Genomic DNA, 21,457 nt, shown 5'->3' with positions numbered 1-21,457 from the left:
CGGGTAGCGCAGTCCTGACCATAAAGAAGAAGGACCCACGGCTTTTTACCGTGGGTCCTTGCGTTTTTTCCGGCACTACGGACCGGATACCGGCCAATCAACGACGCCCTCGAAATGGGAAGCCTGGCGCGGACTGCCTGTTTGATTGATTGCGCCAGCACGCGCTTGAGTTTCTCCAGATATTGCGTCCAACGACGTTGCGCTACCCGTGTTGGAGTGAGCAATACAGGTCCGGGAGGCAAAGCGCAATTTCCAGGGGCGGCAGGGGCGCCCCCGCATCCGACGGCGCATGCAAAGGGAAGAAGCGTGGGAACGGCGTAGCTCCTGGATGGGGCACGTCCCTGGAGTCACCAAGCTCGAACTCGGCTTCGTCGGAAGCTGCAACGCATTCTTGACTCCCTGCAGCCGCAATCGCCGCGAATGTACAGCAGGCTAAGACGATTGTGGTATGGATCTGGAATCTCATGTCCTGGCTCCCCATTCGGTTGCGTCGGATTCCTCATCAATTCTGAGGAGCCGGAAATCGCTCGCACCCTCAGCCCATCACGTGGGTCGATCGTCAATGACGAACCATCGGAGCGTGCGAGCCGGTTGGTCAGGCACGGCAATTTGCGTGGGCAGGCTGCTGATCACGCCCTTCACCTGGGCGACAAACGCGTCACCCTTCATCGACGCAAGCGAGACGGTTTTCAGGCCGCACTGCGCCGCCGTGTTCAAACGCGAGTGAACGACGGTGAGCCACCAATCCGTCATCGTGTAGCCCGTGTCGAGGGCTTCGATGCACGTCCGATAGTTCGAGGCGACAAATTTCCCCGCGTCACCGGAGGCCGCAACCACCTCCCACGCCCTCTCGTCACTCCCGCCAGCCCGCCCCGGAGCGTCCACCTCCATCGGCTGCGTTTGCAGCGCATAGAGGTTGGCCGCTGCGACACCTACGATTGCAACGAGTCCAGCGAGATACACGGGATGACGCTTCGCTGCCTGACGGCCCGTTTTCAGTACAGAAATCATGACGATCTCCTTCCTTCGACGACACGGTCTGGTCCATGGATCTGTGGTTGTTATGGTCACCCTGCAATGCCAAAGTGGCCCGAATCTTCTACGGCATCGTAGATTATTCGCTGACGCCCGAACATAACCTGAACAGGTGACACGCGTGAGCCGCGCCCAGCCAGTGCCGACGGCACCGCTCCCGTTCGCTTCGGACAGACATGGACTAGCGCTTCCGGGGCACGCGGCAGGCGTATGGCGGCGCAACATTGCATCGAGAAAGCGGCGGCCCGGTATCGTTGCCTGCAACGCCACAGCGCCTGCAGTGCGCTATCGCAACTTGCCGAGCCACAGCGCGGTGAGCGTTGAGCGACTCTGGACGTTGAATTTGGTGTAGATCGACTTGACATGGACATGCGTCGTGTTCGGACTTTGGTCGAGCTTCTGCGCGATCTGCTTTTCCGTGAGTCCGTCGAGCAGCCCAAGCAGCACCCTTCGTTCGGCCGACGTCAGGGGAGCGTCGGCGATGAGCAGGCCGTGGCTGAGCAGTTGCTGCCGGTAGTACCACCTCAGACCATGCATCACGAAAGCCAGAAGTTCGAGATCCGGCGCAGCGAAGCGGGGTGCCTGCACATCGCGAAACACAAAGAGATGAATCCGCACATCGTCGTTGAGCGAGCATCGCACCTGGATGCTGTCACCGTGACCGACTTCGAGGTAGTGGCGGCGATAATGCTCACCTTCGAACCATTCGGCGGGCATCGCCTCGAAGAGCAGGTTGGCACGGAACGGCTCGTTCCCCGACGCGGCCACGACATGCGACGAGTCGACGTTGCCGGACCAGAGTGTGTCGAACTGCTCCTGCACGGAAGCGACCATCGCGGGTACCGGATGCAGGAGCCGAACCAGACGTGGACGCCAGCCGAACAAAGGATCCTGTGGCGCGGGCGAAGGCAATCGCACGACTACGGCCCAAAGCGCATTCTGTGCCGAGACCATCGCACAGAGCGTGGTGAGCAAATGGGTCAGCGCGGCATCGCCTTCGCCTGCGGAGAACCCGGCCAGCCGATCCCAGAGTGCAAAAACGCCATCATGGAGCGGTGGATTAGCGGAATCCGCGAGTGGATGCATGTCGTCCCCGGCAAGAATGGGCGGATCACCGATCTTCGGCGATCCTGGCATCGCCTGACAAGGGCCTTCGTGCGGAAGGCCTGTCGTGGGGCGCAACGTTTGTCAGCAGGCGCGTGGCATTCTTGCGCTCAGATGCCCTGTCGGGGGAACGGAATGCTTAGAGCCGGGCACCACCCGTCGCGTCGATCACCTGCCCCGTCGTCCAGCGTGCCTCATTCGATGCGAGGAACGTGACGACGTCAGCCACATCGACAGGCTGGCCCACTCGTGAAAACACCGACATGGCCTCTGCGCCGGCACGTGCCTCCGGTACGTTGATCCACGCCGCATTCATGTCGGTCTCCGTCACACCCGGCATGACCGCATTCACCGTGATGCCGCGAGCGCCGAACTCAGGGGCCAGCGCCAGCGTCAGCGTTTCAATGGCACCTTTCGATGCGGCGTAGGCGGGATGCGTTGGAGCCGCGACACGCGTAAAGCCCGTCGAAACGTTGATAATTCGTCCATTGTCGCGGATGTGATCGGCAATAGCCTGAATCAGGAAGAATGGTGCCTTGAAGTTGATCGTCAGGACCTCGTCGAATACGGACTCACTCGTCTGAGACAGGGGGACGGCCGGTGCCACGCCAGCATTGTTGACGAGAATGTCCAGCCGCGGTTCGCCCGTGGCGGCTATCGCAGCTGCCTTGAACTGTTCCCAGAGACTGTCCGTTGCTTCCTTCCCGCGACTCAGGTCCGCTTCGATAGCGACGGCTTTCGATCCGAGAGCTTCGATTTCGCGGATGGTGGCGTTAGCCGCATCCTGATTGGCGCCGTAGTGCACGCCGATGAGCGCAGCCCCTTCTCTCGCAAAGGCCAGTGCTACAGCACGGCCGATACCACGCGAGCCTCCAGTAATAAGGGCCACCTTGTTGGAAAGTTTTGCAGACATCGATCACTCCTTTCATGACTGAATTAGTAGTGATCGCTATAATATTAAGGTCAAAAGATCCTTGTCAACGAATTTTATAGGAATCGATATAAAAATGAGCGAACCCGCCCGGAAACGTGGCAGGCCGAGGCTGCTGGACCGCGACGTGGGACTCGATGTCGCCGCGCGGCTGTTCTGGGAGCGAGGATACGAGGGCACCTCGATCGCCGATCTGACCGAGGCCATGGGCATCCCGCCGCCGTCCCTCTACGCAACGTACGGCTCGAAGGAGGACCTTTACAGACAGGCGCTCGACCGTATCAGCGAGCGTGAAAACAAGGCAGCGCTGGAAGCGCTAGGCGGAAAGCTGCCGGCGCGCGATGCGATAGCGTTCTATCTGCACGACGCTGCGGCACGCTTTACCGACCCGGGAAGGCCGCGCGGCTGCATGGTTTCGACTGCCGTTCTCCAACATGCCGAAAAGAGCGAGTCTGTCGCCCAGCTGGTCTCCGCGCGACGGGAGCTTGGGCTGCAGACCCTCAAGGCACGCTTCGACCGTGCCGTCGCCGAGGGCGAGCTTGCCCCGGATACCGACACCGAAGCGCTCGCACGCTTTTATGCCGCAGTGGTGCAAGGCATGTCGGCGCAAGCCTGTGATGGGGCATGCAGGGAAACACTGAAGCGGCTAGCTGATATTGCGATGTCTGCATGGCCTTCGCCTCCAGTTCATCGCCAGAACCCGGTTTCGTGAGAGAACCCGCTTTCACCAAACACGATCCAGCGCACTTATCGGTGTGTCATTCGTGATTTCCTTTGCCGTCTTCCCACGCTCGACCCGGACGATTGCCGGTAGCCACACACTATTCTTCGCGGCCGTCACTTCCGCGAGAATCGATACCGCGATTTCGGGCGGCGTACGGCTGCCGATATAGATACCGGCCGGACCGCGTAACCGTGCAAGTTGTGCGTCGCTCAGATCGAATTCTCTAAGCCGCTCTCGCCGCACAGCGTTATTGCGTCGCGAGCCAAGCGCGCCGACATAAAACGCGGGTGTCTTCAGCGCTTCCATCAGTGCGAGATCATCGAGTTTCGGATCGTGCGTGAGTGTAATGATTGCACTGCGTTCGTCGAGTTTCATATCCAGGACGGTATCGTCGGGCATCGTGCGCACGAGCTTCGTGCCGGGCACATCCCATGTGTGCACGTACTCCTCGCGTGGATCGCACACCACCACCTGATAGTCGAGTCCTGTCGCGACCTGGCATAAGTAGCGCGATAGCTGTCCCGCGCCAATAACGAGCATACGGTAGCGCGGCCCGTGAATCGTCGTCAGACGTGTCTCGTTGAAGTACACACCTTCAGTCGTCCTCGCTGGCCCAAGTGTGACTGCACCCGTTGTCATGTCTAGCGTGCGCGCCACCAGTTCACCGCGACTGAGCGCTTCGTGCAGGGCCGAAATACCGCTTTGCCGGGTAATCGGCTCTAGCACGAGTTGCATCGTGCCGCCGCAAGGCAACCCGAAACGACGCGCCTCCTCGGCGCTAATGCCATATTCGACCACTTCCGGCGTCCTTTGCGCGACGCCGTACCGACGCACACGGTCGATGAGATCATCTTCGATGCAGCCGCCCGAGACGGAGCCCACCACGTAACCGTCGTCGCGCAGGACAAGCATCGCCCCCTCCGGGCGAGGCGACGAGCCCCAAGTCTTCACCACCGTCACGAGCAGCATTCGGTGGCCTGCATCAAGCCAGCGCATCGTAGCTTCCAGCACCTCGAAATCGACACTGTTCATGCTCACAACTCCTTCGGTACGCAGTCAAGCTCCGTCATGCATGTGCACCTACTGACTGCCGAACGGCGTCTTGACCGTCAACCTGTTGGTCACGGACCTCACGCCAGGAACGCCTTGCGCGATCTCCGTCATCTCACCGATTTGTGAGGCATCAACCACCGTCCCGTCGAGCGTCACCGCGCCGCGCTTCACCACCACGCTGATGGTGCCCGCGTTGATCTCCTTGTGCCGTGCAATCGCCGCGTAGACCTTGCGGCGCAGCGCAAAATTGTCCTTCCGGCTACTCGTCTGCGTCATGCTGCCGGAGGCTTCGGTCGCTGTGCCTTTCGACACGGTGTGCACGTCGCTCTCGCTGGCCTGCGCCCAGACGTGAATGGAGGTTGATCCAACCAGTAACCCGACAGCGATTACCAGTGCTCTGCTTGTTTTCATTGAATGCTCCGCTCAGCCACGGTGGGATCAGAAGGTGTGCCGAATGCCTATCATCGCGGCGGTGCTAGAGGTGCCCTCAGGAACCGGCGCGGCATAGGCAATTGTCTGGCTCATCTTGCCGCGGTTATTGACATGGCCAACCTGTACGTAGGCGATGGTGGCCCTGGACAAGCTGTATTCAGCACCCACCGCGTATAAATCCGATTGACTGGATGCCACGTTGCGATCCTTCAGGTAATAGAAGCCCGAGGTGACCTTGAGAGCAGAAGTGAACCGGTAGCCGAGCCCCCCGGAAATCATCTCGATGTTGGCCTGACCGCTGTTCGCCGGATCCTTGCCGATGCTGTATGACGTCGATACTGACAAGTCGTGGAACGTGTACATCGCGCCGACATAGTAAAAGCGATTGTTATCGCGCCCCGTGGACGGTGCCGTGATGACCGCGCCGGTCGCTGTCGTCGTGAAGGGATTGCTGTCGTGGCCGTTGTAGTAAGCAGCCGAGAGGTTCAGGCCGTAGTTCGAATACCTGAGCACTGCCGACTCGCGCGTGCCACCCTGGAATTGACCGGCGACGCCACCCGGTGCATATTCGAGTCCCAGCGATATGCCGTGAAACTTCGGCGACTGGTAAACAATCGCGTTGGAGTCGTACAGCGCACCGATCGCTCCGTTTGTACTGGTGCCCTGCCAGCCTGCGGCCTGATTCATGCCAAGCCATGCGGTGAGGATACTGCCGAAGAATTGCGCACCCCGTACGTCGGTGTCGGCCATCGCAAATATCATTGGCACGAACTGACGGCCCGCGTCGATCGAGCCGAAAGGACCAGAGATGCCTAACGTCGCTTGCTGGTTGAAGATTGCGCTGGAGCCCGGTGTGTCGGACAGCCCGAACTTCCCGTTGGTACTGGTGAATGCTCCCTGGAGCCTGAAGTTGATCTTGTAACCACCGCCAATGTCTTCAACGCCCTTGAGCCCCCAGAAACTGGTGAAAATCCCCGCGTCCTTGAGTTCGTACACGTGCCCGAGATTCACTTTCGACTGGAAATTCGGCGCATTCGCGCTTTGATACAGCAATCCCGTATCGACGGCGCCATACAGCGTCACCGACGATTGCGCGTGTGCCGCGACCGTCCACGCAAAGAGCGTCGAGGCGACGATCACTTTCGATTTCATGTTGTCTCCAATGTCATATTTTTTGGCGGATGCGTGCCACGCTTCGAACTTCCGCGTCGTCTTTTCAGCCAGTCTCCGGCCCAAAAAATACAGCGGCCAATCCCATTCCGAAAACGGTTGCGAGAGTGATTCCCACCACACGGAATCCCAGATTTTCCGACGCAAACGACACGACCAACGGTCCAAGCGCGGTAAAGAGACGTGCCATATTCCAGGCGAAGCCTTGTCCTGTGGCGCGAACATGGAGCGGAAAAAGCTCAGTCAGGTACAGAGCGACGATCCCAAATCCGCCCATTGCGAAAAACCCGAATCCAAGCATCGCGAAATAAAACGTCCCCAGTGTTTTCGCCCCTCCAAAAAGGGCCACGACTGCAATCCAGGCGCCAGCGCAAAACACCGCGTAGATGATCCGTCTGGAAACACGCGGTATCAGACTGACGAGGAGCAGAATCGAGGCGTATCCAAGTACCGCGCCGGCGTTGGTCGCCATGAAAGCGATGCCCGTCTGTCTCGTGAATTCCGCGTTGCCGGCGGATGGGAAGAACTCTCTCAACAATGTGGGAAAGAGGATGGAGGCGCTCCAGCCACCAATCATCATTGCCGAGGCAATGAGCGTTCCAACTATGGTTCGACGGCGCAACGGGCTGCCAAATATCTCCGATATCGAGCCCATTTCCGGACCCGCGTGACGCATTGCGGCTGCACGTGACTGCTCCCAACGCGCCGATTCCGGTGTGATGAACCGCAGGCCAAGGCTCGCGACTGCCGGTGCCGCCCCCACGCCAAGCACCCAACGCCATCCAGCGCCTGAAAGCAGGATCGCAAGCGCGGAGGCCGCAACCAGCCCTGCCACATTGGCAACCTGCATCACCTGAACGGCCTTCGCCCTATGTTTTTCCGGCCAGGTCTCCACCACTAGCGCGGCGCCGGCGGCCCATTCGCCCCCAATCCCAAAGCCCGCCAGCATCTGAAACACGAGGAGCTGATGCCAGTCCCGCGCGAAGGCACCGGCGGCCGTGAATACCGAGTAAATCAGCATCGTGCCGAGCATCACTCGGGCTCGCCCAAACCGGTCTGCCACGATACCGAACAGAATCCCGCCGATGCCCCAGCAAAGCAGCTTCGCGCCGACAATGAACCCTCCGATCCGCATGACGCTGCCCTGTGTAGCCCCGAGCAGATCGTGAAGGGCCGGAACCATGATCATGGTGAACAGGTAGAGATCCATCGCGTCGAACATCCACCCCACAAACGCGGACGCAAGCACAATCCAGGCGGCCTTGCCCACGACAGAAGCACTGACGTTGCTCCCGTGGTCCGTCGACTCAAAAGGAGTCGATTTCGTTTCCATCTTCCCGTCTCCTGCTTTGTACTACTTACGATTTGACAAACACTTTCCATCACTTCGATGGCATCGCGTGTCGGTCATGACAAGGCTCAGTAGAAGCTGCTGCCGTTTGCCGACCTGACCAAACTGAACAGAAACCTCAACGAAGAGAACTATGACGAACGCGGTCTGGCAAACCACTGCCTGCACTTCGAAACCATCGTTTTCCACAACAAACCAAGCACGGAAATCTCGTTCGTTGAGCCCGCAGCGTTGTCACGGCGCGTTGCCGCCACGGGTTCTCTGTCTCCAGTGGATGTTGAAGCGAACGCGTCTGTGTCGACCAAGGGCACCCCTGTTTCAGCCTGCCGGTCCGCAAGTTTCTCCAGCAAATTAGCCGCGAATTGACGGACCATCTGTTCCGAAACGGCGTTGATGATTCCAACCCCGCGGCCATACTGCGCCACCTGCCCCGCCATCTGCACGCTGGTGCGAACGTCAACCTGAGTGCCGGCGGCCTCACTGAGGCGCGCTAGAGAGAACGTGGTCACCGTATTGGCCGATCCCCGGTTTTTTGTCTCCTGCCATGTAGCTTCGACGCTCGCCGTATACGCGTCTGCCACCGGGGCGCTCAATTTGACGGTACCGGCAAATTCCATCGCGATTGGACCCAGCTTGACGCGAATCAGCCCCTTGTACGAATCTTTGCCGAGTGTGTCCGTGAGCGTCGCACCGGGAAAGCAGGACACCACCAGCGGAACGTCGAGTAGTGCCGTCCAGGCGTTCTCGATAGTCGAGTCGACCGCAAAGCGATTTACGATTTCCATACTTCCCCACCTTCATCCGTGTATTTCTCGAACAGGTCTAATAAAACTTCCGCGTACGCGTCGGGCGTATCAACACATGCAAGGTGCGCCGCAGCGCCGAGCGTTCGCTCCTTCGCGCCCGGGATTCCTTGTGCCAACTTCGCCGATACGGCTCTGGGTATGCTCATGTCGAGTTCGGCGTTCAGCACGAGCGTCGGCACCTCGATGTCGCGCAAAAGACCGTACACGTCATCCGAGGAAATGGCGCGCAATATTTCCAGGTAATCCGTTGAAGCGATGGCCGCAATCTGCTGGGCAAGTCGCTCCCGCTTCGGATACGCGGTGTTCCTGTGGAGGGTCTGCTCCACGTACATGCGCGCAATGAGATGCATAGGCAGTTTTTTCAACATCCCTTCGGCTGCGGCGAGCCGCTTTTCCATCGCGGGTCCTGAAACGCCTGCGTAAGCGCTCGACAAGACCATGACAGCAACGCGTCGACCCAACTTCGAGGCAATGCGTACCGCAGTCAGTCCCCCCATCGAGATGCCCACCAGGCCAAAACAATCGAGACCAATGGCCTCCGCCACTGCGACGACGTCGTTGGCGACTGCGTCCGCATTCCACACGCTTCGCTTCGTCGAATCGCCGTGACCTCGGGCATCTATCGCCACGACTCTATATTTCGCGGTGAGTGCGGGCAGAATATCGTCCCACAGCGCGCTCGACGTGCCGAGACTATGGAGCAAAACGACCGCGGGCCCGTTGCCAATGTCGATATAGGCAATGCGCTCGCCGTCAACGCTCAGAAACCGCTTGTCGTGGGACGGCACGAACGGCGCTGTCACGTCGAGGCGAGCCGCCATCGATTCCGCCAGAACGTCGGCGGCAAGCGTGGCAAGCTTTGGCGAATGCGGACCGGCCGATTCGCGCAGGAAGGTCTTGACTCCACGTAGTGCCTGCGGAGCCCGGCTGTTCATGAAAGTAATGAACTCGTCCTGCGCCTTGTCCAGTTCCCAGGGAGCGACTATTTCGCCGATAAGCCCATACTCCAGAGCGGTCGTCGCGTCGATGGGCCGGCCCGTCAAAACCAGACGCGAAATCGCCTTCACATGGACACGTGCGATGAGCACGGACATCAGCAGTGCAGGCGCAAACTGCTTCTCCAGTTCGTTGGCTTCGAACTGGCTACGCACGTCGGCGACTGCATAGTCGCACGCTGCAACGATTGCGCACCCCATACCCGAAGCGAGCCCTTTGACGAAACAGGCAACCGGTACCGCACTCGAACGGATTGCCTCATAGAGTGCGAGAATGGGCGCCGCCCCCCGTTCCTTGATTGCGGGGCGTGGATCTTCCATTGGGGAAAGCGCCGGCGGTGGCGATGCGGCCCGGCCTGTGCAGAAGTTCTCGCCCTCCCCGGATAACACGATTGCCACGGTGCTCTCGGGAGGATCGCTGATCACCTCTGTGAGCGCTCGCAACATTGCATCATCCAGTTCGTTCCTGCCGTCAGCGCTGTTCAGGGCGATATGCAGAACATGACCCTTCATCTTCAGCAGAAGCTTTTCATGCATTCCGATCTCCACGTTCATCGCGATTTCACGCCGGGTGATGGCATGCCCGGTACAAACTGCCGAACGACCCCCTGGTTCTGAAGTGTCCTCAGTTCGTCGATATCCAGGCCGATGTACTCTCCAAGCACGTCGTTCGTATGCTCCCCCAGATGAGGTGGGTAACTCGCACCGACAGGCCCCGAGGTATCAAGCTTGATTGGATTGCCGGGCACGCGTACATGAGATCCCGCTCGACTGCGAAGCTCGACGAGCATGTCTCTGTGCGCGACCTGAGAGGCGTTCAGTGCTTTATCCACCGTCTTGACCAGAGCGGCCGGAATCGAGGCCGAATTCAGCGAATCGAGCCAACTCTGCGCTGGTTCGGACCGGAAGCGCGCCTCCAGTGTTTCCCATAGCGCCACCTTGTTTGCCAGGCGTTCGGCCGGATCCTTGAATCTCGGGTCGTGGACGAGGTGTGGCAACCCGACTGCCTTGCACAGGTCCGCCCACATACGTTCGGTGTTGGCGGTCACGACCAGTGAAACGCCGTCGGCACATTCGAACGAGCGGTAAGTCGGTATCGAATCGTGGCCTCGTCCCTGTGGTTCCGGCACTTCGCCCGACAGCAGGTAATAGGCGCCCTGATAACAAAGCATCGCGATTTGCGCATCGAGCATCGACACATCGACGAACCGTCCTTCACCGGTAGTTTGGCGCTCGACCAGCGCAGCCAGTATGCCCATCACGCCATACATGCCAGCCGCCAGGTCGCCGATCGGAATGCCAGCGCGAACGGGCGCCCGCCCGGGCTCTCCGGTCAGACTCATGCCCCCCGACATCGCCTGCACGATCATGTCGTAAGCGGGAAGATCCCTGTCCGGGCCGGTCTGTCCGAAGCCGCTGATACTGCAATAGACGAGTCGCGGATTGTGCGCGCGAAGCTCCGCTTGACCGAGTCCGAGCCGTTCCATCACACCCGGGCGATTGTTTTCTACAAGGACATCTGAATGCGTCGCCAACTCCCGAACGAGTTCCGCTCCCCTCTCGGTCTTGAGATCAATGACAACACTCTTCTTGTTGCGATTGACCGCGAGATAGTAGGCGCTGTCCCCCTCTACGAAATGCGGAGGCACGCCGCGTGAAAGCTCGCCCGCCGGCGGCTCGATCTTGATGATCTCAGCGCCGAGGTCACCGAGGATTTGCGTTCCGAAAGGTCCCGACAGGAACTGCGTGAGGTCCAGAACCCTCACACCGCTCAGCGGACCAGTTTTTCCAGAGTCCATTTCGTTATCCTGCAAGTTCTTCGTTCGAGGTGTGTCGGGGGGCGACGTCGCTGTAGGCGCCGGCGGCATGCAGACGATCAAAGATCATTTCAGGCAGCACGGGGGTTTCGTCAAAACGGATAGACCAGCGGCTCAGCGCATCCTCAATGGCACTGACGATCGCTGCGGATGCAGGAATCGTCCCGCTTTCCCCGGCGCCTTTGACGCCAAGAGGGTTGTTCGGCGAGGGGGAGACGAGATGCGCCATCGCGATGCGGGATGGCATGTCGAGCGCGCTGGGCAGCAGAAACTCTGCGAAATTCGTCGCGAGCGGCTGGGCATTCTCGTCGTAGGCGTGGCGCTCGAGCAGCGTATTGCCGATCCCATGGGAAATCGCGCCAATCACTTGCCCCTCGACGAGCATCGGATTGATCACGTTCCCGCAATCGTGCGCAACGCCATAACACAGGACCTTCACGTAGCCAGTCCCGATATCCACCTCGACTTCCGCGAACGCCGTTCCGTTGGCGTAGACACTGGCTTTCGGGGAGAAATAATGCGTGACGGTCATGCCTGCATCCAGCCCGTCAGGAAGCGTGAACCCAGGTATCCCATAGGAGATCTGAGCGATTTTCCCGAGCGGCAACGCCCTTTCCGGCTGACCTCGCACGCATACGACGCCACGCGCGATCTCGATCTGATCCAGCGGAACACGAAGGGCGTTCGCAGCCAGCGCCCTGATTTTTCCGGCGAGCTTGCCGCATGCAATATGAACGGCATTTCCGGCGTTGACAGTGATCCGGCTCGCGAATGTCCCAACGCCCATTGCAAGCTTCCCCGTATCGCCGACGACTACCGTGATGGCATCCATCTCGACACCGAGCTGATCGGCCGCTATCTGGGCAAAGATGGTTTTCATTCCTTGCCCCTGCGCGCCGGCGCCACCGACGTCCAGGTGGATGCGTCCGTCGTTTTGCAGCGTGACTTCCGCCCCTTCATAAGGACCGAGACCGCAACCTTCGACGTAGTTGGCAAAGCCGATCCCGAGATACCGTTGCTGCGTGCGCGCATCCTCCTGACGGGCGCGAAACGCGTCCAGACCGGCAAGCTCGACCGCCTTTTCCTGGGTCTCCGGATAGTCTCCGGAGTCATACACCATCTGCGAACCGTCTCGGAATATCAGGCCAGTTTTGTACGGCAGCTGTTCCGGCTGCACGAAATTGCGGCGTCGAATTTCCAGACGGGTGAGGCCGAGCTGGTCGGCTGCCGCATCGAGCATCCGCTCCATCGCGAATACCGCTTTAGGCCGCCCCGCGCCACGCACCGGCGTGGTTGGCACCATGTTCGTGCTCGCGACTTTCAGCTTCACGTCGAATGCCGGGACGACATACGGACCCAGCGACGAGGTCACCGCGATGATCGGCACGACAATGCCCCACGGCACGTACGCACCGTTATCGTGGACCACGGAGCCGCGCACGCCGAGGATCTTTCCGTCCTTGTCGAGCGCCATCTCGAGATCCCACAATTGATCGCGCTCCTGGGTAATGGACAGGAAGTGCTCGCGCCGATCTTCGGTCCACTTGACCGGCACACCCAGCCTGAGTGCCGCGGAGGCCACGACGAACTCTTCCGGATAGGCGATACCCTTGGGACCGAAAGCCCCTCCGACGTCCGGCATGATGACCCGGATCTTCGCTTCGTCGTAGCGGAGTGCTTGCGCGAGAAGACGTCTTTCGAGGTGCGGCGCCTGGCCTGAATTCCAGACGGTCAGATCACCGGTGCCGCCATCGAGCCGCGCGAGGGTCGCGCGGCACTCCATCGGGTGCGCAGTTCCGCGATGATGGAATATCTCGCGCTTGACCACGTGCGCTGCGCTCGCAAAGGCCGAGTCGACTTCGCCGAACGCAAACGGCATGTCGAGGAGGAGGTTTGTCGGAACGTCGCTGTGAGCCCGTGGCGCGTCCGGGTCGAATATCTTCCTGATGTCGCCGGCAACAGGCAGTACCTCGTAATCGATCTGCACCAGGTTAGCGGCGTCTTCCGCGATGTACCGGCTTTCGGCGAGGACAACAGCAACGGCCTCGCCGACGTAGCACACCTCGTCCGCAGCCAGCGGCGACCACATGCGCGGCTCATCGAGCATGTGAGTGGGAGCGAGGACAGGCAATGGCCGCCGAAGCGCTTCATCCAGGTCGGCGAATGTCCAGACATGCTGTACGCCCGGTACGGCCTTTGCTGCTTGCGCATCGACGTGCCTGATGCGGGCGTGCGCGTGCGGCGATCGCACGAAGCAGCAATGCAACGTTCCAGCAAGGTGGATATCGTCGACGAATTGCCCCTCGCCTTTGAGCAGCGCGGGGTCTTCCGTGCGCTTGACCGGTTTGCCGACATATCGCGCGCCTACGGCCGAATCCAAAGGGGAATCGCTGTCTTTTGAGTGTGCGGTAACCAGTCCGAAAACGCGATCGGGCTCGCCGCGCATTCGGGCTGCGGCGAGCAGCGCGGCTTCGACTATCGCCTGGTAGCCCGTGCAGCGGCAGATGTTCCCGCTGATCGCATCACGAACTTCCGCCTCGGACGGGTCGGGGTTGGCCCGCAGAAACTCCGTGAGTGTGGTCAACATGCCTGGGGTGCAGTATCCGCACTGCAACGCATGGCGATCCTGAAACGCCTGCTGCAGGATGCCGAGCGAGCCGTCGGTATTCGTCAGCCCCTCTACGGTTGTGACCTTCCGCCCGTCGACCTGACCACAAAGCTGAAGGCATGAGCGCATGGAACGTCCATCCACCAGTACCGTGCATGCCCCGCAAACACCATGCTCACAGCCATAATGCGTGCCTGTCTTGCCAAGCTCGTGACGAAGAAAATCGCCGAGCGTCACTCTGGGGTCGATGTCGCAGGTCATTGCCTGTCCGTTCAGTTCGAAGGCAATCCTTCGCTGTTCTACGAATTCGATTCTCTGATCCATGATTCCCTCAGCTTGCGTTCAATGCGCGAGCGAACGCGCGCCCAAGCGCACGCTCGGTCACGGTGCACGCGAGGCGTTGCCGATATGCGGCACTGGCACTCGTGTCGCCAATGGCATCAATCCAGCTTGCTCTGCTGGCTGCTGCCTTTGCGAGACCGTCGCTGGGCTGCAGCCCCTGGAGGACGTCGTCAAGCTGCAGACGACAAGGTTTGCCGCCCATCCCGCACAGGACCACATCAGCACGGCCGATAGCGCGATTTGCGTCGACGGACACCATGGCCGCGGCGCCGACGATTGCGAAGTCCCCATGCCTGCGCGCGAATTCCTCGAACGCATATCCGTGCGGCTCGTTCCAGATACGTAGGCGAATTTGCGTCACCATTTCGTCCGGTTCGATCGAAGTCGTCATGAAGCCGCACGCGAACTCATGAAACGGGATGCGCCGCTCTCCGCGGGGGCTCACGGCGACGATGGTCGCATTGAAGATTTCGGCGAGTGCGGGCTGCTCCGAGGCCGGGTCGAGATTGCAAACGCTTCCGACAAAAGTGCCCCGATTTCGCGTCTGAATATGACCGACCAATCGATACGCCTCGACCATCAGCGGTGCGTATCGATGAATCAAGGGAGATTGCTCGATATCCCGCTGGCGAACCAGTGCGCCGATGCAGACCTCGCCGCCTTCCAACGCGATCCCGTCGAGGCCGGGTATCGCGTTCACGTCGATCAGATGGTCCACATACGCGTAACGCATGGCCAGCATCGGCATCAGCGTCTGCCCGCCAGCAATGATGCGAGGGTTGTCCAGCGTGGCAAGCAGTTCAACGGCACGCGCCACGCTTTCCGGGCGGTGCCAGGTAAAGGGTGCTGATTTCACTTCTCACCTTCCAAGAATGTGTATTGCGCACGCACCGTGATCGAAGCCGTAGGTACCTCCGCCGGTGATGTGCGCCAGCCCGATTCGCGGACCGCGCGGCTTGTCTTTCGCTACCTGCCGTGCGCCGCAGCGACCCTGCAACTGACGTGTTATTTCGACGATCTGCGCGATTCCCGACGCGCCAAGCGGATGGCCCCTGCAGAGCAGTCCGCCGGACGGGTTGAACGGAATCCGCCCATTCAGCGACGTTTGACCTTCTCTGATCAAACCCGCCCCCTCTCCGTGGCGGGCAAAACCCAGTGCTTCGTAGTACAGCAATTCGGCGATGGTGAAGGCGTCGTGACACTCGACGAGATCGATGTCGGAAGGGCCGATGCCGCAGGATTCGTAGGTTTCGTTCGCACAACGCATCGTGACCTCGGGAGTCGTCAGATCCCTGCCTCCCTGCATGTAACGGCCCGACGTCAGATGGGACGCAAGAATCGTCACGACGCCTTTCCGATTTGCAATCGGAAAGCTGGAGGCCGCAAGCACTACCGCCGATGCGCCGTCGCCCAGCGGGCAGCACTGATGCAGCGTCAGTGGCGAGGCCACCTGCCGGCTGCCGAGCACCTCATCCACCGATATGGTGCTGCGGATCTGTGCATAGGGGTTGAGCGCGCCATTCGCCCTGGCCTTGACCGCGATCTGCGCGAGATCGCGAGGCGATAAATCGAATTCGTGCATGTATCGCTGTGCGCGCATTGCGTACAGCGCCGGCATCGTCAATCCGTTCGCCGCCTCGACATCCTCATCGCCCAGGTCAAGCGGGCCGCCCCCGAGACGAGTCAATTGCTCTGCCCCAACCACGACGGCACAATCCACCGCCCCCGCGGCAATCGCGAGCCAGGCGTGCCGAAATGCGCTCGCTGACGACGAGCAGGCATTTTCGAAATTCGCCGCTTCGATGCCGGTCAGCCCCGTCTCCCGTGCGATACGTTGGGCAGCCAATGGACCACCGGATACCGTTCCGCAATACATGGCGCCGATGCGCGATCGATCGATTCCAGCTTCGTCAAGTGCTTCGATGACCGCTGGCGCGGCGAGTTGTGGAAGACTCACTTCCGGGAAACGCCCAAAGCGAACCATGCCAGTGCCAACGACGCTCACGCTCCTCAAACCGTTCATCGCGTTCATGAACTTGCCTGCGGGGAAACTTCGCCGGGTGCGGCAAAGAAATAGATGAACTGGCTCGCTCGTTTGTTTGCTGGTTTCACTCGCAATTCGAGTTGCTGCCCCGTCTGGACAGCGCCAACCTCCATTTCGATGCGCCCGAAAATTCTCAAGCCGTCACTCAAGTCCACATAACCGACGGTATAGGGCGTGTCGACGCCCCTTGGTCCCATATGCACCACGCTGTGGCAGTAGAGGGTGCCGATTGCCGGCAACGGCAACGCAACGAAGTCACGACCTCCGCAGTGCGGGCACACGGTGAGTACCGGATAGATCGGCGCTTCACAACCGGAGCACTTCGCCCCGAGTAATGACCAGCCCTTCCCGCCTCTAACAACCGAGGCTGTGCCTAATCGTCTGAAACCGTTCACGCTGGCTCCCATTTCTGTTTGAGCTTCATGGTGTAGTGTGTATTACACTATAGTACTAAGTGGCAGCGAGAAAGGTAGGGAAAACCCGGCACTGCCGATGCGGCCGATTCCGAAAGACGGTCCGCAGTCTCGCTTGCTGGCGATTTTTGCCAACGGGGGGCAGAATGCCTTCCAGACCGATAGTTTTGGAGCTCGTGAGTGGAAATAGCGAAGGCAGGAAGGAAGAAGCCCATCTCGCGGGGAGAGGCTTCCTCGAAGGACGGCGTAGAGGGATATCAGCAGCGCGTTAGCAGGGAAAAGCGCGCGCTGATCCTGGAGGTTGCAATCGCAACGTTCCTGGAAAGCGGATACGACGCGGCCACGATGGATTCCATTGGCGATCGCGCGACGGTGTCATACGCGACCTTGTACAAACATTTTCCCAGCAAGGAAACGCTGTTCGTCGAAGCGGTGGACCATTTGATCCATCAGCTATTCTCAAGCTGGAAAGATCACGTCGTGCCCGACGACGTCGAACCCGGCCTGCGCGAAATTGGACGCGCATTCTGCGAGCTCGTTTCGGATGCGCGTTTGATTTCCGCGATGCGCCTGATCATAGGGCAAGTGCGAAACTTTCCCGCCGTGGGCGCCCGCTTTCAACTGGCGAAGCATTTATTCAGCGATATTACGGACGCTTGGTTGCAAAGGCGCGTTGACGAAGGCGAGATGCGTGTTGCCGACGTGCAGCTTGCACGCGCAGAGTTCATTGGCATGCTGGGCGAAACCGTTTTTTATCCTCGCCTGATGCAAACCGATTACGCCCTATCCGACGATCAGGTAGAACGCATCGTCGAGAGCGCCGTTTGCACTTTCCTGGCGCGATATCGAGTGCAATGAATTGCATCGCAGCGATCCCGCCGCGTCCCTCCCGCTGCGGGGTCTACCAGACAACAATCGCAGCCGCCACTGCGACGAGACCGACATGAGCGATTCCAATGACATTCGCTTCCTGCTGACCATACAGGAAGCCGGCAGTCTCATTGCGGCAGCGAGAAAGCTTGGGCTTTCGCCGCCAGCGGTCACGCACCGGTTGCAGCAGATCGAAAGAAAACTCGATCTCCGTCTCGTCGACCGCACCGCTCGCCGCTTACGATTCACGGAAGAGGGAATGCTGCTGTGTCAACGCGGCGCGCGCCTGGTGACACAGTTCGACACGCTGTTCGAGGATTTGCGCGCGCGCCGCGGTGGGCTCGTCGGCACCGTGAGGGTTCGCGCGCCACTAGGTTTCGGTCGGCGCTATCTCGCTTCCGTCGTATCCGGCTTCCAGCAAGGCAACCCCGACGTCGACATCGAGTTGACGCTCACCGATCAACCATTGATTGAGTCGGCCGACCGCTATGACATCGTGGTTCACATCGGCGAGTTGCCTGCGTCCAATATGATCGGCTATGCGATTGCGCCGAATGCACGCTTCGTGTGTGCATCCCCCGCGTTTCTGAAGCGCTTTCCGAAGCCGGAAACCCCTGACGATCTGGCGCAACTGCCATGTCTCGTGCTGCGAGAGAACAACGAAGATGCATCGCTCTGGCGGTTCCGCAAGGGCCGCACAGCGCGCAGCGTCCGCGTGTCATCGAAGTTGAACTGCAACGATGGCGAGGTGATACGCCAATGGGCGTGTGAGGGCCGCGGCGTCATTCTGCGCTCGGAATGGGACGTTGCCGGCGATATCGCGAAGGGAACCCTCGTGCGACTGCTCCCCGTATGGAAGGCGCACGACGCCGATGTGATCGCGCTCACCAACAATCGCGCCGGCTTGCCCGCCCGCACCCGGCAATTCATGCAATATCTGCAGGCGCAGTTTCGGCCACAGCCGCCGTGGCGAAGCCAGGCGACACCTCGAAAGACATTCAATCTTTCTGAATGATTGATTTCGTCCGACTGAATTCCCGGCGCCTGATCGAACTCTATACTTGAAGCCATGAACGAACCGCATGGAGGCCTCGCTCATGAGCAATCCATCTGTACCGACCGGCTATCCGAAAGCGGTCCTCTTCGATCTCCTGACTGCACTGCTCGATTCGTGGGCGCTCTGGAACCGTTCCGCAGGCTCGGAACAGGCGGGGCGTGCGTGGCGCGCCGAGTATTTGCGTCTAACCTACGGGTGCGGGCGCTATGTCGCCTACGAACAACTGGTCAAGGAGTCCGCGGCGCACGTGGGCTTGCCCGAATCCGCCGCACTCGCGCTTGAGGCAGACTGGCTTCAGCTGACCCCGTGGAGCGGTGCTGTCGAGGCGTTGCAACAGCTTCAACCGCATTGCAAGATCGCCATCGTAACCAACTGCTCGATACGACTTGGCCGCCAGGCGGCAGGAATCATTCCCGTCAAATGGGATGCGGTGATCACCGCCGAAGAAGCCGGAACCTACAAACCCGACCCGACGCCCTATCGCCTGACGCTCGACGTGCTCGGCGTGACGCCTTCGGAGGCCGTCTTCGTCGCCGGATCGAGCTACGACATGTTCGGCACCGCCTCGGTCGGCTTGCGGACTTATTGGCACAACAGGGTTGCCCTGCCATTGGCAGAAGGTGCGCCGCCTCCTGAAATCGAGGCGCCGACACTGGAAGCACTTGTGCCCTGGTGCAGCCGGTTTGACGCTTCGACGCACAACAACCTGCCCGTCTGAAATCATGAAACTCGATGAACTCGATACCCCTGCGGCGCTGGTCGATATCCCGCGGATGAACAGGAATATTGCGCGCATGCAGTCGCGCATGAACGCGCTCGGCGTGAGATTCCGCCCGCACGTGAAAACGACCAAATGTCTGGAGGTCGTGCGGGCGCAATTGGCGGCCGGTGCGAACGGCATCACGGTATCGACGCTGAAAGAAGCGGAAGCGTTCTTTGCGGCTGGCGTGACCGATATTCTCTATGCGGTCAGTATCGCGCCGTCGAAGCTGCCAAGAGCGATGGCGCTCAGACGACGGGGCTGCGATCTGAAGCTGGTGGTGGATAACACGCGCGCAGCGGTAGAGGTTGCGAAGTTTTGCGCCGGACAGCAGGAAGCCTTCGAAGTCTGGATCGAGGTGGATACAGATGGGCATCGCTCAGGGATCGCACCGGAGCAGGATGCGTTGCTCGAGATCGCGCGCATCCTGCACGACAGCGGTGTCAAGCTTGGCGGCGTGATGACGCACGCGGGATCCAGCTACGAGCTTCACACGCCTGACGCGCTGTCTGCGCTCGCCGAGCAGGAACGCTCGGGCTGTGTTCGCGCAGCACAACGGCTGCGTGACGCGGGCCTCCCTTGTGACGCGGTGAGCGTCGGTTCGACACCCACCGCGTTGTCCGCCGGGAAACTCGATGGCGTATCCGAGGTGCGCGCGGGTGTTTACGTCTTTTTTGATCTCGTGATGCGCAACATCGGCGTATGCTCAGCCGATGACATCGCTTTGAGCGTGCTCACGACGGTCATCGGCCATCAGCCGGAAAAAGACTGGGTGATTGTGGACGCAGGCTGGATGGCGATGAGCCGCGACCGCGGGACGTCGCGGCAGACGGAAGACTTCGGATATGGTCTGCCCTGCAGCCTCGATGGCACGCCTTTGACCGACTGGGTTTTGAGCGGCGCAAACCAGGAGCACGGCATTCTGTCGCCCGCTCATGAGACACAGCGAACAACGAGCCTGGCGACACGCTTTCCGATCGGAACGAAGCTGCGTATCCTGCCCAATCACGCCTGCGCGACGGGTACGCAGTTCCCGGAGTATCACGCGCTATCCGCAGATGGAGAAACAACCGTATGGAGCCGCTTTCATGGCTGGTAACGAATCGGGCACGCGATTGCCGCGCACGGAAAACCCGGTGAACCTGCGTCCCCCGGGGGGCCACTATAGTCACGTGGCGATCGCAAACGGACTGGTATTCGTGTCCGGTCAGTTGCCGATCGACGCCCAGGGCCGAAAGCTGACGGACGCGTCGTTCGAGGCGCAGGCAAAGCAGGTGCTGGCGAACCTCAAGGTCGCGCTAGAAGGCGCAGGCAGCAGCATCGCGCAACTGGTACAGGTTCGCGTCTATCTCGACGATATCGAGCATTGGCCGAGTTTCAATCAGATCTACGCGGATTGGGCGGGCGAGGCGCGGCCGGCACGCACAATCGTGCCGACGGGGCCGCTCCACTTCGGCTTCAAGATCGAGATCGAAGCGACGGCAGTGCTGTAGGTTGCTTGTGCTCATGGCACGAATCGCGGGAGCCGGCCGGGAAGCTGGCCTCCGGGCGCGAGTGTGACTAACTGAGCAGGCTCGATCGGGTGGCCGGTATGTGAAAGCGGATTCAACCGGCCACTCGGCCCGGATCATGACCGGTTCCCCATGCGGCGGTTCTTCGAGACGCCCAGTTGGGCACCCCCGGAGTCAGAATGGATGTCGCCTCGTTAGAATCTGAAACTGTGGGGCGATAACGGAAAGATGAAGTGGCCAGATACGGACAAGCATTTAAAGACAAAGCTGTAGCGCGGTTGTTGCCGCCCGAGAGTGCCTCGGTGGAAGCGGTTGCCAACGAGCTGAGTATTTCGACGTCAACACTCGAACGCTGGCGCGCGGATGCGCTGTCCAGGCCCGCTCGCGAGCGGGCCTGGACAGCGACGGCCCGGTTCGAGGCGGTGCTGGCGACC

The 21,457-nt window shown here is 60.4% G+C and carries 21 protein-coding genes; 7 read left to right on the top strand and 14 right to left on the bottom strand.

Features of this window, described 5'->3' with window-relative positions:
* Positions 1–543 precede the first annotated feature (543 nt).
* The 3 genes from A3CW_RS0141025 to A3CW_RS0141015 form a co-directional block, all read right to left on the bottom strand.
* Positions 544–1,011 (bottom strand): hypothetical protein, encoded by a 468-nt coding sequence (locus A3CW_RS0141025; protein WP_028208702.1) that lies wholly within the window; start codon positions 1,009–1,011, stop codon positions 544–546.
* Positions 1,012–1,320: 309 nt separating this feature from the next.
* The gene (locus A3CW_RS0141020) at positions 1,321–2,121 is read right to left on the bottom strand and encodes a helix-turn-helix transcriptional regulator (RefSeq protein WP_028208701.1); all 801 of its coding nucleotides are present in this window, start codon (positions 2,119–2,121) and stop codon (positions 1,321–1,323) included.
* A gap of 157 nt (positions 2,122–2,278) precedes the next feature.
* A complete protein-coding gene (locus A3CW_RS0141015; RefSeq protein ID WP_028208700.1) occupies positions 2,279–3,052 on the bottom strand; it encodes an SDR family oxidoreductase in 774 nt (257 codons plus the stop codon).
* 94 nt (positions 3,053–3,146) lie between these two features.
* Here A3CW_RS0141015 and A3CW_RS0141010 point away from each other — a divergent pair, with 94 nt between their 5' ends.
* Entirely contained in the window at positions 3,147–3,782 is a 636-nt protein-coding gene (locus tag A3CW_RS0141010) for a TetR/AcrR family transcriptional regulator (RefSeq protein ID WP_028208699.1), read from the top strand.
* Between the two features lie 12 nt (positions 3,783–3,794).
* Here the strand turns inward: A3CW_RS0141010 and A3CW_RS49385 are convergent, their stop codons facing one another.
* The 11 genes from A3CW_RS49385 to A3CW_RS51735 form a co-directional block, all read right to left on the bottom strand.
* Entirely contained in the window at positions 3,795–4,826 is a 1,032-nt protein-coding gene (locus A3CW_RS49385) for an XdhC family protein (RefSeq protein ID WP_051482061.1), read from the bottom strand.
* 48 nt (positions 4,827–4,874) lie between these two features.
* Entirely contained in the window at positions 4,875–5,258 is a 384-nt protein-coding gene (locus A3CW_RS0141000; protein ID WP_028208698.1) for a BON domain-containing protein, read from the bottom strand.
* 27 nt (positions 5,259–5,285) lie between these two features.
* Positions 5,286–6,431, bottom strand: a complete 1,146-nt coding sequence (locus A3CW_RS0140995) for a porin (protein ID WP_028208697.1) — start codon at positions 6,429–6,431, stop codon at positions 5,286–5,288.
* 64 nt (positions 6,432–6,495) lie between these two features.
* Positions 6,496–7,782, bottom strand: a complete 1,287-nt coding sequence (locus A3CW_RS0140990) for an MFS transporter (RefSeq protein ID WP_028208696.1) — start codon at positions 7,780–7,782, stop codon at positions 6,496–6,498.
* A gap of 149 nt (positions 7,783–7,931) precedes the next feature.
* On the bottom strand, positions 7,932–8,585 hold the full coding sequence (locus A3CW_RS50505; protein WP_051482060.1) for an SRPBCC family protein: 654 nt from the start codon (positions 8,583–8,585) through the stop codon (positions 7,932–7,934).
* Positions 8,573–10,156, bottom strand: coding sequence for an alpha/beta fold hydrolase (locus A3CW_RS50500; RefSeq protein ID WP_051482059.1), 1,584 nt, complete (start codon positions 10,154–10,156; stop codon positions 8,573–8,575). Before A3CW_RS50500 ends, A3CW_RS50505 begins: the two co-directional genes overlap by 13 nt.
* On the bottom strand, positions 10,153–11,400 hold the full coding sequence (locus A3CW_RS0140975) for a CaiB/BaiF CoA transferase family protein (protein ID WP_028208695.1): 1,248 nt from the start codon (positions 11,398–11,400) through the stop codon (positions 10,153–10,155). The genes A3CW_RS50500 and A3CW_RS0140975 overlap by 4 nt, the downstream gene beginning before the upstream one ends.
* 4 nt (positions 11,401–11,404) lie before the next feature.
* On the bottom strand, positions 11,405–14,350 hold the full coding sequence (locus A3CW_RS0140970; protein WP_081772055.1) for a molybdopterin-dependent oxidoreductase: 2,946 nt from the start codon (positions 14,348–14,350) through the stop codon (positions 11,405–11,407).
* Positions 14,351–14,357: 7 nt separating this feature from the next.
* The gene (locus A3CW_RS0140965) at positions 14,358–15,224 is read right to left on the bottom strand and encodes an FAD binding domain-containing protein (protein WP_028208693.1); all 867 of its coding nucleotides are present in this window, start codon (positions 15,222–15,224) and stop codon (positions 14,358–14,360) included.
* A 3-nt stretch (positions 15,225–15,227) separates the two neighbouring features.
* Positions 15,228–16,400 carry a thiolase family protein gene (locus A3CW_RS0140960; protein ID WP_051482058.1) on the bottom strand — a complete coding sequence of 391 codons (1,173 nt, stop codon included), beginning with the start codon at positions 16,398–16,400 and terminating at the stop codon, positions 15,228–15,230.
* Positions 16,397–16,807 carry a Zn-ribbon domain-containing OB-fold protein gene (locus A3CW_RS51735; RefSeq protein ID WP_161782977.1) on the bottom strand — a complete coding sequence of 137 codons (411 nt, stop codon included), beginning with the start codon at positions 16,805–16,807 and terminating at the stop codon, positions 16,397–16,399. The genes A3CW_RS0140960 and A3CW_RS51735 overlap by 4 nt, the downstream gene beginning before the upstream one ends.
* A 198-nt stretch (positions 16,808–17,005) precedes the next feature.
* On the opposite strand from A3CW_RS51735, the gene A3CW_RS0140950 reads away from it, so the two are divergent.
* The 6 genes from A3CW_RS0140950 to A3CW_RS49365 all read left to right on the top strand — a co-directional run.
* Positions 17,006–17,683 (top strand): TetR/AcrR family transcriptional regulator, encoded by a 678-nt coding sequence (locus A3CW_RS0140950; RefSeq protein ID WP_081772053.1) that lies wholly within the window; start codon positions 17,006–17,008, stop codon positions 17,681–17,683.
* Between the two features lie 85 nt (positions 17,684–17,768).
* Positions 17,769–18,710 carry a LysR family transcriptional regulator gene (locus A3CW_RS49370; RefSeq protein WP_051482057.1) on the top strand — a complete coding sequence of 314 codons (942 nt, stop codon included), beginning with the start codon at positions 17,769–17,771 and terminating at the stop codon, positions 18,708–18,710.
* Positions 18,711–18,792: 82 nt separating this feature from the next.
* On the top strand, positions 18,793–19,470 hold the full coding sequence (locus A3CW_RS0140940) for an HAD-IA family hydrolase (protein WP_028208689.1): 678 nt from the start codon (positions 18,793–18,795) through the stop codon (positions 19,468–19,470).
* Positions 19,471–19,474: 4 nt separating this feature from the next.
* Positions 19,475–20,611, top strand: coding sequence for a DSD1 family PLP-dependent enzyme (locus A3CW_RS0140935; RefSeq protein WP_028208688.1), 1,137 nt, complete (start codon positions 19,475–19,477; stop codon positions 20,609–20,611).
* Complete coding sequence (locus tag A3CW_RS0140930) at positions 20,601–21,005, top strand: RidA family protein (RefSeq protein ID WP_028208687.1); 405 nt, start codon at positions 20,601–20,603, stop codon at positions 21,003–21,005. Before A3CW_RS0140935 ends, A3CW_RS0140930 begins: the two co-directional genes overlap by 11 nt.
* 251 nt (positions 21,006–21,256) lie before the next feature.
* The coding region (locus A3CW_RS49365) for a transposase (RefSeq protein ID WP_028208686.1) at positions 21,257–21,457 on the top strand (201 nt) is incomplete at its 3' end.

The organism is Paraburkholderia nodosa DSM 21604, assembly GCF_000519185.1.
In the GTDB taxonomy this organism is placed as follows: Bacteria; Pseudomonadota; Gammaproteobacteria; order Burkholderiales; family Burkholderiaceae; genus Paraburkholderia; species Paraburkholderia nodosa.
This window is presented reverse-complemented; position numbering and strand designations above follow the sequence as displayed.